The organism is Mycoplasma sp. E35C, assembly GCF_019873825.1.
Lineage (GTDB): Bacteria > Bacillota_I > Bacilli_A > Mycoplasmatales > Mycoplasmoidaceae > Mycoplasmoides.
In genome coordinates this window covers 24,969-42,523 of sequence record NZ_CP068418.1, presented here as the reverse complement: position 1 = coordinate 42,523, position 17,555 = coordinate 24,969, and the positions used below count along the sequence as shown (strand labels likewise).

At 29.8% G+C, this 17,555-nt stretch carries 13 protein-coding genes; 1 reads left to right on the top strand and 12 read right to left on the bottom strand.

The window, feature by feature from the left end; translation table 4 throughout:
* Positions 1–33 precede the first annotated feature (33 nt).
* Positions 34–2,028: an excinuclease ABC subunit UvrB gene (gene uvrB, locus JJE79_RS00165; protein WP_222926454.1), complete on the bottom strand. Its 1,995-nt coding sequence runs from the start codon at positions 2,026–2,028 to the stop codon at positions 34–36.
* Positions 2,029–2,411: 383 nt separating this feature from the next.
* Between uvrB and JJE79_RS00160 the strand changes: the two genes are divergently transcribed.
* A complete protein-coding gene (locus JJE79_RS00160; RefSeq protein ID WP_222926452.1) occupies positions 2,412–2,555 on the top strand; it encodes a hypothetical protein in 144 nt (47 codons plus the stop codon).
* 272 nt (positions 2,556–2,827) lie between these two features.
* Here the strand turns inward: JJE79_RS00160 and JJE79_RS00155 are convergent, their stop codons facing one another.
* The 11 genes from JJE79_RS00155 to JJE79_RS00105 all read right to left on the bottom strand — a co-directional run bounded on the left by JJE79_RS00155 (position 2,828) and on the right by JJE79_RS00105 (position 17,538).
* Positions 2,828–3,796, bottom strand: coding sequence for a bifunctional oligoribonuclease/PAP phosphatase NrnA (locus tag JJE79_RS00155; protein ID WP_222926451.1), 969 nt, complete (start codon positions 3,794–3,796; stop codon positions 2,828–2,830).
* Positions 3,797–3,984: 188 nt separating this feature from the next.
* On the bottom strand, positions 3,985–4,965 hold the full coding sequence (locus JJE79_RS00150) for a carbohydrate ABC transporter permease (RefSeq protein ID WP_222926449.1): 981 nt from the start codon (positions 4,963–4,965) through the stop codon (positions 3,985–3,987).
* Complete coding sequence (locus tag JJE79_RS00145) at positions 4,940–5,929, bottom strand: carbohydrate ABC transporter permease (RefSeq protein ID WP_222926447.1); 990 nt, start codon at positions 5,927–5,929, stop codon at positions 4,940–4,942. The genes JJE79_RS00150 and JJE79_RS00145 overlap by 26 nt, the downstream gene beginning before the upstream one ends.
* A 2-nt stretch (positions 5,930–5,931) precedes the next feature.
* Positions 5,932–7,659 (bottom strand): ABC transporter ATP-binding protein, encoded by a 1,728-nt coding sequence (locus JJE79_RS00140; protein WP_222926445.1) that lies wholly within the window; start codon positions 7,657–7,659, stop codon positions 5,932–5,934.
* A gap of 13 nt (positions 7,660–7,672) precedes the next feature.
* Entirely contained in the window at positions 7,673–8,506 is an 834-nt protein-coding gene (locus JJE79_RS00135) for a thermonuclease family protein (protein WP_222926443.1), read from the bottom strand.
* A 72-nt stretch (positions 8,507–8,578) separates the two neighbouring features.
* Positions 8,579–10,762, bottom strand: coding sequence for a P68 family surface lipoprotein (locus JJE79_RS00130; protein ID WP_222926441.1), 2,184 nt, complete (start codon positions 10,760–10,762; stop codon positions 8,579–8,581).
* Positions 10,763–11,047: 285 nt separating this feature from the next.
* Positions 11,048–13,627, bottom strand: coding sequence for a preprotein translocase subunit SecA (gene secA, locus JJE79_RS00125; protein ID WP_222926439.1), 2,580 nt, complete (start codon positions 13,625–13,627; stop codon positions 11,048–11,050).
* Positions 13,617–15,605, bottom strand: coding sequence for a transketolase (locus JJE79_RS00120; RefSeq protein WP_222926437.1), 1,989 nt, complete (start codon positions 15,603–15,605; stop codon positions 13,617–13,619). The genes secA and JJE79_RS00120 overlap by 11 nt, the downstream gene beginning before the upstream one ends.
* Before the next feature lie 78 nt (positions 15,606–15,683).
* Positions 15,684–15,950 carry an HPr family phosphocarrier protein gene (locus JJE79_RS00115; protein WP_222926435.1) on the bottom strand — a complete coding sequence of 89 codons (267 nt, stop codon included), beginning with the start codon at positions 15,948–15,950 and terminating at the stop codon, positions 15,684–15,686.
* Positions 15,951–16,007: 57 nt separating this feature from the next.
* Positions 16,008–16,922 carry a hypothetical protein gene (locus JJE79_RS00110; RefSeq protein ID WP_222926433.1) on the bottom strand — a complete coding sequence of 305 codons (915 nt, stop codon included), beginning with the start codon at positions 16,920–16,922 and terminating at the stop codon, positions 16,008–16,010.
* Entirely contained in the window at positions 16,912–17,538 is a 627-nt protein-coding gene (locus tag JJE79_RS00105) for a DAK2 domain-containing protein (RefSeq protein WP_222926432.1), read from the bottom strand. Before JJE79_RS00105 ends, JJE79_RS00110 begins: the two co-directional genes overlap by 11 nt.
* Positions 17,539–17,555: the final 17 nt, after the last annotated feature.

Here is a 17,555-nt window from a genome sequence, read left to right as displayed (position 1 = left end):
GTAAAATTTTAACAAAAAACAATATTAATATTGTTATTTCTGGTTTTTAGATAATTGGTTGGTTTCTAGTTCAATAATTAGATCTCTTAAACTTGCTGCTTCTTCATAATTTTGGTTCTTAGCAGCTTCAAGCATTTCTTTTCTTAAATCTTCGATTAATTTAACAAATTTATCACCTTTAGCCTTAGATTTACGGATGGTTTCTTCAATTTGTTTATGAGCGGCTTTATTTCTTAAATCATCGTGAATTGGCTTAATAATTGATTTAGGTGTAATGTTGTGTTTTTTATTAAATTCTTGTTGAACAGTTCTTCTACGGTTAGTTTCATCAATAGCAGTTTGCATTGCTTTTGTCATCTCATCAGCATACATGATAACTCGACCGTTTTGATTTCTGGCAGCACGACCAATAGTTTGAATTAAAGCTTTATCACTTCTAAAATACCCAGGCTTGTCTGCATCAAAAATACATACCAATGAAACTTCTGGAATATCTAGACCTTCTCTTAACAGATTGATACCGATCACACAATCATATTTACCTCTTCTTAGATCATTAAGAATTAATGATCGTTCTAAGGTTTTTAATTCATTATGAATATAGGCACATTTGATATTTTTTTCTTTAAGAAATTCAGTTAAATCTTCAGCCATCTTAATAGTTAAAACTGTTATAAATGTGCGTTCATTTTTATCTTTTTGAATTTTTAATTCATTTAATAAATCTAAAATTTGATCAGTTCTTGGACGGACTTCAATAATCGGATCTAGCAATCCTGTTGGACGAACAATTTGTTCAACAATAACATTATTTGATAATTCAATTTCTTCTTCATTTGGTGTAGCTGAAATGAAAATGACTTGATCTGATTTTTTATTAAATTCATCGTAATTTAATGGTCTATTTTCTAGTGCTGATGGCAGTCTGAAACCATATTCAACCAATGTAGTTTTTCTTGATTTATCAGTATTATACATCCCCTTAACTTGTGGCACTGTCATATGAGATTCATCAATTACCATCAATCAATCTTTACCAAAGAAATCAAATAATGTTCATGGTGTTGAACCTTTATCGCGTAATTCTAAATGAAAAGCATAGTTTTCAATACCATTACAAAAACCAAATTCTTTAATTGAATCAATGTCATAGTTAGTTCTTTGTTCTAATCTTTGAGCTTCTAATAATTTTTGATTATTTTTTAATTCAGCCACACGGAACATTAATTCTTCTTGGATTCTTTGGATGGCAGTATCTCTTCTTTCAAAATTAAGAATATATTCATTAGCTGGACCTAATACATAAGAAGTATAACGCTCCATCACCGTAGAATTTAAAGGATCGATTTTTGCAATTTCTTCTAATTCATCGCCAAAAAAACTTAAACGAATAATATGATCGTTTACATACCCTGGACAGATTTCAACAACATCACCCTTAACCCTAAATGTTCCTGGCTCTTGTGATACGGGATTATTTACGTAATTTAATCTAACTAAATTGTTTTTTAAATCACTTAGTCGTAAAGTGTTATTAACTTTTAAAATAATTCGGTATAAATCAAAATCAGCTGGATTAGCTGCTGGATAAATACAAGCAACAGAAGCTACAACAATAACATCATTTCTTGTGGTTAGTGAATTAAGAGTTGCTAATCGCAACATTTCGATTTCATCATTAGTTACCGAACTTTTTTCAATATACATATCAGTTCTTGGAATGTATGCTTCTGGTTGATAAAAATCAAAGTATGAAACAAAATATTCAACGGCATTGTTTGGAAATAATTCTTTAAATTCCAAATATAGTTGTGCTGCTAGTGTTTTATTGTGGGCTAATACTAATGTCTTTTTTTGGGTTTTTTCAATCACATTAGCAATTGTAAAAGTCTTACCAGTCCCTGTTGCTCCTAATAGGGTTTGGTATTTTTTATTGTTCTTAATTCCATCTACTAATTTCTTAATAGCTTCTGGTTGGTGCCCTGCTGGTTTATTTTTAGAAACCAGTTGTAATTTCTTATTTGACATTCTTATTAAGATTAATTTTTTATCAAAAATTTTTTTCTATTTATTTATTACTTTATTTTTTAAAAAAAATGGTTTTTGATTTTTTAAATGTGGATTGCTTCAAAAACTATTTAAAAAATTCTAAATAATAAAAATGTTTAAAACTCAAAACTTCTATATCTTTTTTTAATTTATTTAATTATTTCATTTGTTAGTTCATTTACTCTGTTTAATCTAACAGGTAATTTTTTAGCTTTTAAAATAATCAATCTGTTTGTCTTGATTTGTTATTTTTATTGTTTCTTTTTTGCTATTTATTTCTTATGGTTTTTATTATATAAAGATAAAAAATCGTGCGTTTTTAACGATAAATTATTAAAAAATAACAAAAAATAAAATTAACAATGATAACAATTGAAATCATTCAATTTGTTTGATTATTATTTGATGCTTGAACTTTTGGAAATTCTGATCAGCAATCAGCTATTGAACTAGAATATAGTTCTAATAAAAGTCAATATAATCCAACAGATTCTAAATTTAGTTAATTAAGAGTTAATAACTTAATCGAATTCAATTAAGTTATTCAAGTTCGATTAAACAATTATATTTTGGAGTTCGATTTGATTTAGCATTACATTATATTGATTTACAACATATTTAAAATTTAACTTTATAAAGAAAAGAAAACAAAAAGCGTGTTAGCATTTTCTAGTATTAAGTTTTTAAAAACTTAAATCAATAGTTTAAGTCTAATTCCAAAATAAAAGGTCCAGTTAAAAATACTGAACCTTTTTTATTAATTGCCTTCTTTGTTTTATTAATTCTTTAAATATTCTTTGATTTGGTCAGAGCAATCAGATACAACATTAGCAATATTATCAAAGCCTTCAATGATTGCTCCAGAAGCCATTTCATGACCTCCACCACCTCATTTAACAGCCACTGTGCGAACTGATGGGCCATTTGATCTAAATTCAATTCTTCATTTATTGTCATCTTCTTCAATGAAGAATAATCAAATTCTGAATTGTTCAATGTTAGCTAGCATATTAACCCTAGCACATTCTCTTGAATTACGATTTAATTTTTCTTGAACTGCTTTAGAACATACAAAATAAATTACATCATCTTTGGTTTGATAGTTGGCATAAACATATTGTTGGAACGCCATATCTTTAAGAGTTACTTTGGTTAATTCTTGGTTAATTCTGAAAGTTTCAGCCCCACTTGATACTAAAAAGCTTGCCAATTGGTATGTTCTGGCTGATGTGTTTTTAAATAAAAATCTACCAGAGTCAGTATAGATACCTAAATATAAGTAATTAGCCGCATTAGTATTAACTTTTCATTTTGCTTGATAAGCAATGTCAGCAATTTGTTCAGCGGCTGCAATGTAACTTGAATCAACAAAGAAAGCCTTAGCATCTAGATCATCTTCATTTGGGTGGTGATCAATTCTTAATACTGCATCAAATAAATTTTCATCTAAGAAATGTCTTGATTCAATTCTGTCTTTAAAGTTAGCATCAACAACGATTGCCAATACTTTTTTATCTTTAAATCATTCATGATCAAGTTGATCATGGTTCATTTCTAAAAAAGGAAAACTTTCTTTTTTATCACCCACAACTTTAACTGTTTTTTGTGGATAATTTAGTTTAATTAATTCACTTAAACCAAATTGAGATCCTAAGCAATCTCCATCAGGTCTAATATGGTGAAAAATTACGATATTATCGTAATTTTCAATGATTTTTACTGCTTCTTTAATACTTCCTTTAATCATGCAAAATCTCCTTTATCCTCTAGGTCAAAACGTTCCTTTATTTAATAATTCGGAAATAATGGAAACCGCTGCATAAACACATAAACCAACAAACAATAATCCAATTATGATTGATAAAATAATTAAAAATAATTTAAATTTAGAAAATAAATATTTGAAAAAATTAATAATTTTACGAAGCATAATAATTAACCTTTAATTGTATTGTTTCCACGTTTACCAACAGCGTTGATAATTTGCCGTCTGAAGATGAAATAAACAATGAACATTGGTATGATTGCTAAAATAGCGGCAATCATTCTTAAGTTAGCTAAACTACTTTGTGCAGCAGAATTTTTATCTGATAACTGGTCAAATCCTTGATTTAGCACTCAAAGGTTAATGACGCTGAATAATCCTGGTTTGTCGCCTAACAACAATCGTGGTCATAAGAATGAGTTTCAAGCTGCAAACGAAGTCAGAATTGTAACTGTTCAAATAGTTGGTTTGACTAAAGGAATTGCTACTTTAAAGAAGAATTTAAAACCACTACATCCATCAATTAATGCTGATTCTTTAATTCTATCTGGAATTGCTTCAAAAGCATTTTTAAACATATATCCAGAAAATATTGATGCAACATATGGTGTTACCAATGAAATAAGGGTCTTTACATCATCAGATTTATTTCACTGAAGTATAGTAACAACTCTATATTGTCCAAGTAATAAGGCTGATTCTGGAAGAATTAAGATTGATAAATAAAATGCTCAGATCAAACGTTTAAATCTTCATTTTCTTAATGAAAAAGCATAACCAAAAGTCATTGTAAAGAATAACTTTAAAATTACAGATAACGCTGTAATGAAAGCGGATGATAATAAAGCAATTCAATATTCACCGTCAGCTAACACTCGTGAAAAGTTATTAAAGTTTCATGAATCTGGTCATAAAATAGGAGATCTTGGATCTCTTACTAAATCATCTGATGATAATCCAACCACAATCATTAGATAAAACGGAAAAATAATAATCATTCCGAAAAATAACAATATTAAGGATTTAATGATAAATCCTAAGATTGTTTTTTTTCAACTACGATCCTTGACTTCAAAAGCTACTCGTTCGTAGTTTTTCTTAATTTTGAATTTAAATAATCAATTTCTAAATTTTAGCTTTAAACCGAACATATTTGATTTTCACCCTTAAAATAAGTGCATCAATAAAATTGATTGATTGTCTTAAGAAGGTTCCGTATAAAACACCTAATACGAATAAAATTACAGTGGCCGCAGCAGCAAGAGCTGTATCACTTTCTAATGCTTTAAAAATATAAATTAAAATTGTTGATCCACCGTTTGCGATAGCTTGATCTGGGTTGTTTTCGAAGAGTGCTAACGGGAATACTTGCAACCCACCTAAGATTCCTACTGTCAATAAGAAATTGATTGTTTTTTTAATTGAAGGTAATGTGATTTTAAAGAATTGTGTAACTGGATTAGCACCATCGATTGATGCTGCTTTGTATAATGTTTTATCAATCGATAACATTGCTGTTGACAAGATTAAAACATTGAACGCCAAATTACGTCATACCCCGTAAATTAAAATACTACCAAGAGCATTAAAGTTATCAGTTTGCTTTTTATTTAATCATTCAATGTTTACTCCTAAGATTTTATTTAAGATTCCTGTTGATGAATCTAAGATATAAATGAAGGCAACAGAAACAGCAACTGATGAAGTTACATAAGGTAAGAAAAAGATTGTTTGTCAAAATCCGCGAGCAATTTTGTTATAAACAAAAACTATTGCTGTTGAAATAATCAGTGAAATAAGTAAACTTAGTGGTAATGATATTATTGAATATAAAAACGAATTTCTTAATCCGATAATAAACGGTTGGGTATTGAAAAGTTTTTCAAATTCACTAAACCCAAAATAAGTTCCAGAAAATATGTCTTTTTTATCTTCTAAAGGGAAAAACGCTTTTTCAGTTACCATGAAGAATGGAAAGATTGTAAATAATAAGATAGCAATAAAACTAGGGAATAATAACAATAAAGGAATTCAAAGTGAAACTTTTTTGTCTAGAACACCTAGTTCGGTTTTTTTAGTTTTTTGCCGTCTTTTAACTAATCATTTAAAAAACATATCTAAATTCTATTCGTAGTTTTTACATCAAAATAATGAAGTTTATTTTTATCGATATCAAAACTAACTTTATCTCCTAATTGGTAATGTTCATGATCCAGTTTCATATTGATTAATTCGTCTTTGAAACGACATTTAGCAATAATTACTTTACCTAGATTTTCAATATGTTCAATAGTTGCTGTGTTAATACCACCATCTTTAATGATGATATTATCATCTCTGAATCCAACACGGATTGCTTCATAATCTTTATCAATATCAGTAGAACAAATTTCTTTATCTTTGAAGTAAATTTTTTTGTCCTTAATTGAACATGTAAAGATGTTCATTTCAGGTAGACCTAAGAATTTAGCAACAAACTCATTTTTAGGTTCATTAAACAATTCATTTGGTGTTCCGATTTGTTGGATTAACCCATTAGACATACATACAATTTCATCTGAAATTGACATTGCTTCTTCTTGGTCGTGAGTTACAAAAATTGTTGTTATTTTCAACTCAGTTTGGATAGAACGAATTCATTGTCTTGTTTGAACCCGAAGTTTAGCATCTAGGTTTGAAAGTGGTTCGTCCATTAATAAGATTTTCGGATGACGCACAATACTTCGAGCAATCGCTACACGTTGTTGTTGACCACCTGATAATTTAGTTGGTAATTTTGCTAAATTTTTCGTAATTTCTACGCGATTTGCCACTTCTAGAACTGCTTGGTTGATCGCTTCTCTTAATGAAACATTTTGTTTCATATAGTTATCATATTCAACCTTTTGTTCTGGAGTAACTTTATCAAAATTAAGAGTATATTTTTGAACTAAATTTGATCTAAGATTTTTGAAGTGAGTAATCAATTCACGATTAACTCGTTTAAGGTTTGATTTAATCTTTTTAACTTCTAGATACTCAGGTAAAGTTTTAATTCTTTGTTTTTCTTTATTGATCTCTGCTTTATTGTTTTTAATTAGATCTTTATAACGAGCTTTAACTTCAGAAACAGCCTTGTTGTAATCTTCTCTAATCTTAGTTATTTCTGTACTTGATTTAGTTTTAGATAACTTTAATTCCTCTTCAACTCTTTTTGAAAGTTTTGAAATTTCAATTTGTTTTTTAATCGGAAGTAAATTACGATTACTCATCAACTCTTTCAATCTCTTGTGAAGTGCAACTTGTTTGTTATCTAAATCAATCTGCATTTGAATTGGAATGTAATAACAATTCTCAGCAGCTTTAATTAAAGCGTTCATTTCATCATCAGTAGCACCGTTAGCTTTGAAAATAACAATTTGAGCTCTGGTTAAACCCATTTGTGATTTAAACATTACTTTTCTTTTTCAAGCTTGGTCATTATAAAGTGGAAAAGCAATGTTTTCATACACAGTTAAATGCGGATATAATGCGTAGTTTTGAAACACCAATCCTAATTTACGGTCTTTAGGTCCTTTTTCTGTTACATCAATTCCTGAGAATAAAATTTCACCACTTGTTGGCGTTAATAAACCAGCAATCGCATTTAAGGTTGTGGTTTTACCGCAACCTGAAGGCCCTAAAAAGGTAACTAATTTACCTTTTTTGATTTCAAATGAAATGTTATCTAAAGCTAAAGTTTCACCGAAATCAACCACTAAATTTTTAATAATAATTGCTGGGGTTTCGTATTTTTGTTTTGAATATTCTTCAAACTTGCTTTGATAATTGTCAATCTGCAGTTCTAATGTAGATTTTGGTTCCATCGTTTATTTCTATTTATTTATTAGCTTCTTCTTTTTTATAAAATTCCCAAACACTTCTTTGGAAGCGGCCAGCATATTTTTGTCACAGTGATGAGTCTGGATCTAAGTAATTAATTCAATTTGGGCTAGCACCACGTATTTTGTATACTTTGGTTATTGAAACGCTAAGATTCTCATCTTCTGATCAGATATTTCTTTTAGCAAGAACCGCTATATTAGTAGCTATCGCAATTGGTTTAGTTGATATTAACAAACCATTACTTTTATTAGATAAATCAGCAACATTATCAATTAGCGGAATGGCTAAGCCTTTTTCAACCATATAAGCAGAGAAGTTTTTTGCGGTTTTTTCTTTTGGATTAAAGTCGTAATAAATCGTACCAACTAAACGATCATAACTTTTACCACCAGTTGATCTAAACCAAACATCTGTTCCTTTTGGCAACAAACTTTCAGCTTCTTGCGACGCTAACTCAGCATACTTAAGCTCTGGTTGATCAGCCGGCACTCTTTTTTTAATATCCTTATTATCTACTCTGGTTTTTTCTGGGGTATCAATCCCTTGAATTCTTACTGCAAGAGCAGCACCAGATAAATTCCCTTTTTCGTTATAAAGAATGATTTCTGGAGTATCCCCATCCCGTCAATATGAAATCTGAGCTTTTTGTAAATTCTCTATTTCATAATCTGGTAAATGAACTAATAATTGATTTTTTTGGTCTTCTCAATACTCTAATTTATTAACTTCAGCATTTGTTGTTTTGTGAGAGCTATTTCCGCATGAGCTAATAATTGGAGATAAGACACCAATTAAACCAGTGAATAACATTATTTTTTTAAATTTCATTTCAAAATAAACACTAAATAATTAACATTAAAAAAACAAAATAATTGAAAAATTATTTTGTTTTTCGTTTAGTTATTCTTTTAATATTGGGTCAATATTTTTAATTAATTCTTTTATAAATTTTTCAAAATTATAAGCTTCTTCATTAGCGGCAACAAAATATGTGTCGAGATTGCCTCTGAAAGTAGCGCTTCTATATTCTGCAGGATCACTGTAAGCTACATAATTTTCTGGGTCATCAATAATGCTCTTGATTGCTTTAATTGCCACTTTTTCATAAGAGGTTTTTTGAGTTTGATCAACATTATTAAGATAATCTTTAGAAGGTAATAGATAAGAAGCTCTTCTAATAATGTAATCTAGAGGAATTCCATCAAATTTTACAATTTTTTTATTTTCTTCAAAATCTATTTTTACATTACCTTCATTAATTAATCAGTTAACGAATTTCTTAGTCTCTCTGTCTTCGTTTTCGTTAGCATGAATACCAATTAAGTTAGCACCTTGAGTGGTAATAATGTGTTTAGTATTAGATTCATCAAATTTAGTTGGAGCTAATCTGATGTCTGCTTCATCTTCTTGAAGTGTTTCTTCACTAGAAACCGCCACTTTATCAGCATCATTAGCTAACACGAAAGCAGCTTCACGTTTTGGATCATAGAATTTACCACCAGAATAAATTTTTTCTTGAACTTTTTTATCAAATGAAGATAATACAAAATTTGTACCAATTCAACCAATTAATTTATCTTTTTCATTAACATCAGTTTTAAACTTTACATTAGTTAAAGCAGTTTTTAACGCAGCTTCTGATTTTGAAACATTACCTGTAGCAGGTTCTGAATCTACAAAAGAAATGTTAGTTTCAATTTTCTTTAATTCTTCTGTTAATTTTTCTTTTTCATAAATAACATAGCGTTTACTACTTCATTTGAACGCAGCTAAAGCGCCAGCGTCGTGTTCATCTTTTGTTGGAGCGTATAAGTCTGAAGTGTAGTTAGGGAATTGATAAGTATTATTATTCGCATTAATATCACCACTTGTTTTGAATACCAATCGATATGATGAATTTTCCTTCGCAGGAGCAAAACTTTGTCAATAACCAGAGGTTGAACCTAAGAAGAATACTAATTGATGGAATTTTTCTCAGTTTGATGAATATTGCCCACCCTTGTTTAAATATAAACCGTTGCTATCAATTAATGGTTTAACATTATTGTATGATTCTTCCAACTCTCTTTGTCTATTATCGTCATTATTAATCAACCCAGGGAAGTCGTAATATTTAGAGTCATTTGATTTTCTGATAATAAATTTATTTCAATCACCATTAACTTGTGATAATGAGCTTGTATATAAATAGTTTGAACCAGAGTCAATACCTAAAACACCGTTAGGTCCTGTTGGAACCCTTTTTTTAGGTGTAGGTAAATTATCGGGGTAAGATTTAGCAATTCTAGTAGCAAATTCGAATAATGCTTTGTGAGTTTCAAACACCTTAGTTAAATCAAGAGTATAACCCTTCAAACCACCATCTACTGATTTATAATTTCCTCAAAGCTTAGAAATTTTTTCAGATGTAATCTTTTGATCACTCGCTTTACCTAGATTTTTCTTAGCTTTATTTTCTCATTCAGTTCAAGTATTAGTTGTTTCTGTGTTTTCAGCAAGCGTTAAATCACCTTTATTTTTAGCTTCAGAAAGCAATTGATAAAGAACTGGAATGTTAGTTACTAAAACTTCTGTAGATTTAGTAAATGGCAATGAATAAATGCTTTGATCTGTGTTACCAGCAATTTGATAGTTTAAATCTAAGAATTCCTTAGCAAATTTGCTAGTATCAACTTTATTTTCACCTTTATCAAAGGCTAGCCCCATATTGTATCGCAATAAATTGGCTACTATATTGTCATAGTTGAAGATTAGATTATAAAAATTACTTGTATCAGAAGTTTCTAATTTAATACTGGTTTGTTTGCTACCATCTGGGTATCCGCTACCAATCGGACGTAACACAACTTCGTAATCACTATCAGATTTTTGCTTGTTATATTCTTTAATAACATCTTCTATTGCTTTGTATACAGTGCTTGAAGTTGAGAAAGTGTTAGCAACAACAATCTTTCCATCATCTATTTGATCAAAAGCTGGTTTTCCTGTATTATTAGCCCTGTGACCACAGCTTGCTGCAATCAGTGCACTTGCTGATGCTAAGCTCATCAGCCCTACCATTTTTTTAAAAACTTTTCTCTTCATACTCTTGATTTTTTAATTAACTTATATGGAACATTATATTGATAAATGCCCTAATCGCAATAAGCAAATTTTATATTAATGAGCATGGTTGATAAAAGGGAATAATTTTTTAAAACTTTTTTAAAAATAGACTAATTTTTATGATATTTATAATAAAAAACTTTTATAAGTTTTTTAAATAAGGTTAGTTAATATTAATCAATTAGAACAACAAAATTACCTAGTCAATTAAGACTAGGTAATTTTTTATCTTTTATCTTCTTGTTGAAAAATTTTTAAAATCAATTAATTGTTTTGCTGATCTTGGTTGTTATTGTTTTCTTCTAGTTTAACATCAGCTAGTTCTACAAGGTTTTGCACGTTGATTTCTTTTTCAACAACGTTACCATCTTGATCAGGGAAGGCTAATTTGATTTTGTGTTCAGCATCATTAGCTTGTGATTGCATTGCTTCGATCTTCTTGATCTCTTCTAGGCGTTTTAATGCTTCTAGTCTGCGGTGTTCTTGTTCGGTGTTGATTTCAACGTTCTCAGAAGGGTTTACGATTGAAGCAACGGCTAAAATTACACCATCAGCAATCTTATTTAACATGCTGTCAAATAACTTCTTACCTTCTTCAACATAAATGTTCAATGGGCTAGTTTGTTCTAATGATCTTAATGAAACCCCTTCACGCAGTTTGTGCATTTGATCTAGGTGGTTAATCCAAGCATCATCAATTTGACGCACAATGATGTCTTTAAAGACGTTATTAGCAATCATTGGTGTCATGGTTGTAATTTTTTTATCTAGCGCTTGTTTTAATAGCTTCAATAAGGTTTCTTTGGCAGCAGTTAGTGTTTGGTTATAGAATACTGATGCTGATACTTCTTCGTCTTTAAGTAGTTGTTTTTGGGTTGCTAGGGCTAATTCAACTGGGTTTACCATCGTTTGGTTAGCTTGGTCTTTAAAGGTTTCAACAAATCCTTCAACAAAGTTAGCAGCCATTTTTTGAATAACTTCTGTTAAATCATTGGCTAATAAGATCTTGTCACGTTGCTTGTATACCAATTCACGTTGGTTGGCTAATACGTGGTCATAGTCAATCAAGTTCTTACGCATATCAAAGTTAACTGATTCAACTTTCTTTTGCGTCATTGATAAGAATCTTGAGAAGAACTTCGAGTCAAAATAATCTGAAGCTAGTTTTTGTTGAGCTTTTAAGATACGATCTTGGGCAAAGCGTTTGAATAATGGATCAGCAAAACTAATGAAGAAACGGCTAGCACCAATATCTCCCTGACGACCACTACGACCACGTAATTGGTTATCAATTCTTCGTGATTCATGACGTTCTGTTCCAATTACATATAATCCACCAAGTTCTTTGGCACCTTGACCTAATTTGATGTCAGTTCCACGACCTGCCATATTGGTTGAAATTGTTACTGAACCAACTTCACCAGCCTTAGCCACGATTTGCGCTTCACGAGCGTGGTTTTTGGCATTCAATACTTCATGGATAATGTTTTTTTCTAATAACATTTCATGAAGTAATTCAGAATCTTCAACACTACCTGTCCCAACTAAGATTGGTTGGCCAGTTTTGTGAATCTTTTCAATTTCAGCAACAACTGCTTCTCATTTGGTTTTTAAGTTACCAAAAATATAGTCTGGATAGTCCTTACGAATAATCGGACGGTTGGTCGGAACTGGCACAACGACCATGTTGTAAATCTTCAAGAACTCTTCAGCTTCTGTTAAGGCAGTCCCTGATACGGCTGCTAGTTTTTTATAAAGTCTGAAGAATGATTGGTAAGTAACAGTAGCAACAATAATGTTTTCTGGTTCAATTGGAACACGTTCTTTAGCTTGAACTGCTTGGTGTAACCCACCATTATAACTACGACCTTCTAAGATCCGACCAGTGAAGTGGTCAACGATTAAAATCTTATCATCTCTGACAATGTATTCTTTACCATTTTCAAAGACTTTTTTAGCCATCAAAGCATTACCAATCTTATGGTAAAGATCAGAGTTTTGTAAATCAAATAAGTTCTTGATCTTAAAGAACTTCTCAGCCTTATCAATACCCTTTTCAGTTAATGAAGGACTTCTAGCTTCTAGATCAACTTTATAATCATCATCAGTTAATGAATCAACAAACTTATCAGCTTCAAAGTAAAGTTTAAAGTCTTTTTTAGGTTGACCTGAAATAATTAATGGTGTTCTAGCTTCATCAATCAAAATTGAATCACCTTCATCGACAATGGCAAAGTGCAAGCCACGGATCTTTTTATCCTTGTAGTTATGCACCATGTTATCACGAAGATAATCAAAACCTAATTCTGAGTTAGTTGTATAAGTTAAATCACAATCAAATGCTTCTTTTTTAAGGTGAGGAGCTAAGTTTGATTTGTTACAACCAACAGTCATATTTAAACGAGCAAAGATCTTTCTTGCTTGTTCAGCATCACGTTCAGCTAAGTATTCATTTACCGTAACAATATGAACACCCTTTTTTTCAAGCATATTTAAATATGCTGCTAACACAAGGGTTAAGGTTTTTCCTTCCCCTGTCATCATTTCACTAAAATCACCTTGATGCACTACATAAGCACCAATTAATTGCACTAAGTAAGCAAAATTTCCTGTTTCACGATAAACCGCTTCACGAATTACAGCAAATGCTTCAACCAGGATGTCATCCGTGGTTTTGTTATTATTTTGTAATTCATTAATAAAATAGTCAGTTTTATTAAAAAGTTGTTCATCGCTTAAAGCACGCATTTCATCTTTTAAAAGATCAACTTGTTTAGCTGCAATTGTTGCCCGTTTTAAGATACGGTTTTTAGGCGAAATTAATTTAAATCAGTTAATTAGCATTTTTAATTAGTTCTTCAACCTTTTGTTGTGTGTAGTTTTTATTAAGAATAGTTGCAATTGATTTTACTAGTGATTCTAGATCCATGCTGAAATATGTGGCAACTTCATCAGGGTTTCCTGAGATTCCAAAGTCATTAGCACCAATTACTAGATTTACAAATTCAAATCAGATATTACTTACACCTGATTCAATCACGATATTTTTGTGTTTCTTGAATTCTTTCAGTGCTTCAATATCACTTAGTTTTTCTTTTAATCTTTCAAATGAAGGAACTGAAATAACATCAATATCAACATTATCTTTTTTAAAGATTCTGGCTAATTTAAGTGCTGTGCCAGTATCAGATCCTGTTGCTAGCAATCTTACTTTTGGATTTTTAGTTTTATGTAAGAAATAATAACCTTCATCAAAAGTTTTATTATCAACTTTGTTTAGTTCAAATTCACTACGTGAAGTTGAAATAATTACTGGTTTAGTATTCTTAGGATCAAATGCTGTTTTTAGTGCATTGTATAGTTCATAAAAATTCGCTGGACGATAAACTAATACATCAGGAATTAATCTTAATGATGATAGTTGTTCGATTGGTTGGTGAGTTGGACCATCTTCACCAACACTGAATGAGTCGTGAGAATAAACATACAATGAACCTAATGCATTGATTGCACCAAGTCTGATTGCGGCTTTGTTGTAATCACTAAAAGCCATGAATGTTGATGATACAGCTTTTAAACCTTTATGAGCAACAATCCCATTAACGATACAACCAGCTAAGAATTCTCTTACCCCAACATTAATCATTTGTTTGTCATAATTATCAACATCAAATTTATTGTTGTTGGCTGTAACAACTTTAGTTGATCCAGATAGATCGCAATTAACTACTAAAATGTTGTCGTTTGCTTCGGTTAATTTCTTAAAGAATTTACCAAATAAATTACGCATTGAATCAACTTGATCAACATTGAATTCTTGAATTAATTTTTTATCAATAATAATCTTTTGATCTTCAACTTGATTAATGAATTTTTCACGTAATTCTGGTTTAGCTTTACTTAAACGATCAATGAATGCTTCAGAATCTTTTTTACCCCTAGCTATTGGTTCATTAAAGTGTTCTTTAACTTCTTTTGATACTGTGAATGGTTTGTTATTATATTCAAATTTAGCCTTAATTTTTTTGATTTCTTCTTCACTAAAAGGAGAACCATGAGCTTTTGGACTATCTTCTACTGAGCTACCATAACCTAATTTGGTTTTTACTTCAATGAAAGTTGGTTTGTCTGATTTTTTAGCAGCAGATATTGCTTCTGAAATTGCTTGATAATCATTACCATCTTTAATAAGAATGTAGTTTCATCTATAAGCTTTAACTAGTGCTTCAACATCAAAATTAGTTGAATCACTAACACGACCATCTAGTTGCACATCGTTAGAATCATACAATCAAATTAGTTTGTTTAATTGATATCTTCCCGCTACTGCTAATGCTTCGTGACAAACCCCTTCTTGTAAGTCACCATCACCAATTAAACAATATGTATAGTGATCAATAATTTTATTAAATCTCGCATTTAAGTTGGCTTCGGCCATCGCAAAACCAACAGATGTTGCAGCACCCTGACCTAATGGACCTGTTCCAAAATCAACACCATCAAGCATTGTTGTTTCTGGATGTCCTGCTGTTTTAGATGAGAACTTTCTAAAATTCTTTAAATCTTTTAAATTTAACGACTTATACCCAGCAACATACATTGTTGCATACAACAAAGCACTACCATGTCCAGCACTTAAAATAAAACGGTCACGGTTAATATAATTTAAATCATTAACATCATAATTTAAGTGATCATGGAATAAAGCATACATCATGGGAGCAGCCGACATCACAATGCCTGGGTGTCCTGATTTAGCACTATTGATCATCTCGATTCCCAACATGCGAATCGTATTAATGGTTTGTTCTTGAATTTTCATAATAAAACAGATTGATTTTTTTAAATCAATCTAAATGTCTAATACATTAATAATTAATAAAAAAAGATTAATCTAAAACTAGATTAATTTATTTTCTTCTAGAACTTTTCTTAGTTCGTTGATTGCTTCTTCTTCGTCTTCTCCTTGAGCAGACAATTCAACTTCAGTGTTTTGTTTAATTGCTAATGACATTAAGTTAATAATTGATTTAACATCAGCAGTAGCACCATCAATAACTTTTAAAGTTACTTTTGATTTATATTTAGCCATCTTAGATGATAATACAGAGGCTGGTCTTACGTGTAATCCTAATGGATCAATAATAGTTGCTTTAAAGCTTTTCATAGTCTTTTTGATATATCCTTTAGTATAGACTTAGTATTAATTATAAGTAATTATTATTTATTTTTCTAGATAGTTGAAACATTCTCGAAGAGAATAAAATAAATCAATAATATTTTTAATATTCTCAATTCTTTGAATTGTCAGATCATGATATTTTTTTTCATCAAAATAATCAGATCCATAATAAAGATTAAAGATATTAAAACTCATTCTTACTAATAAGAATGTTTTATTGTTTTTATTAATTAAATTGATATTAGTTTTATCATTCTTGAACAATAAATCATCCAAGATTTCAGACTTAATAACACTACGCACATCAAAGTTATTATCCTTGGTATAAGTAGTAAATTTAGCATCAGGTTTTTTAATTAAATTTTTAATTAAAAAACCATTAAATGTCGGATTAATACTTTCTTTATTATTTAATAAAACAAATTCTTGATCGTTGATGTTATCTAGTTCAATTCAATAATAACAATCATAATTATGTGGGTAGTTGATTAAGTATTTTTTCTTGCAGAATTCTAAGCAAGCAATTCTTAATTGCTTGTTGTTCATATCTACTTGATATTCTTGATAAAAATTAGATTCATTAAAACGTTTATCTAGGTTTTGTAATTCACTGTGAGATTTGTGAATTATTGTTTTAATTTCTTGTTTGTATAAAAAATTATCTTGAATACGAACTAAATCAATTTCTTTGGATTTTTTTAAACCTTCGCTGATTTCAGATAGCTGGTATTTTTCATTAAGTTGTTTAACAGATTTGATATGTAAGAAAAAATGAATTACATAAAGTAATATTGCAGCCAACCACAATACAACATATAAACCAATTAAGATATATGTTTTGATTGAGTTAGTATCTGATATTAAAAAATAGGTGCTAAGTAGTGGAATGATTAATAAGATCCAAGTTGTATAAACTACAATTCTTTTAACTTTTGGATTTAAAATTTTAGGCACCATAAATTTTAATAATTCCTTCCAATACTAAAAATACAAAAACGCTACCAGGATCATACATATTAACTGATCGTTTACCATGATAAGCAGCACGACCAACTTTGGATTTTAATAATAATGACTTATTAAAACTTGATTCTGAAATCAATTTGATTTCATACATTAATTGTTGTGTGGTTTTATCTTGGTTTAAGTATAAGTATTTTAAACATGGATATAGGATGTCAAAAAAAGTTTTGTCACCAATCTTCATTTTGTATTTATTTTGACAATCCAATAATGCCCGATAAAATGCTTCAATAACGTATTCGCGATTGATTTCTTTATCTTTAAGATAGAATGCAGTTTGATAAATTAAATCATACAAAATATCACCTAACGTTGTTTTGATCGTTTCTTTAATATAAGTTGATATTTCTACTAGTGAATGATAAAAATCAAGATCATTATCAGGGTTGTTGGCAAACAATGAAATCTTATTAATAAATGGATTTAATGAATATCCAAAATTCCCATTTGACCCTTTTTTATCAATCAAATTCAAGAATTGTTCAGAATAAGTAAAGTTATCAATGATTCTTATCAGAACACTAATAAATTCAGCGCGATATGTATTCATCTTATTAATACAAAAAA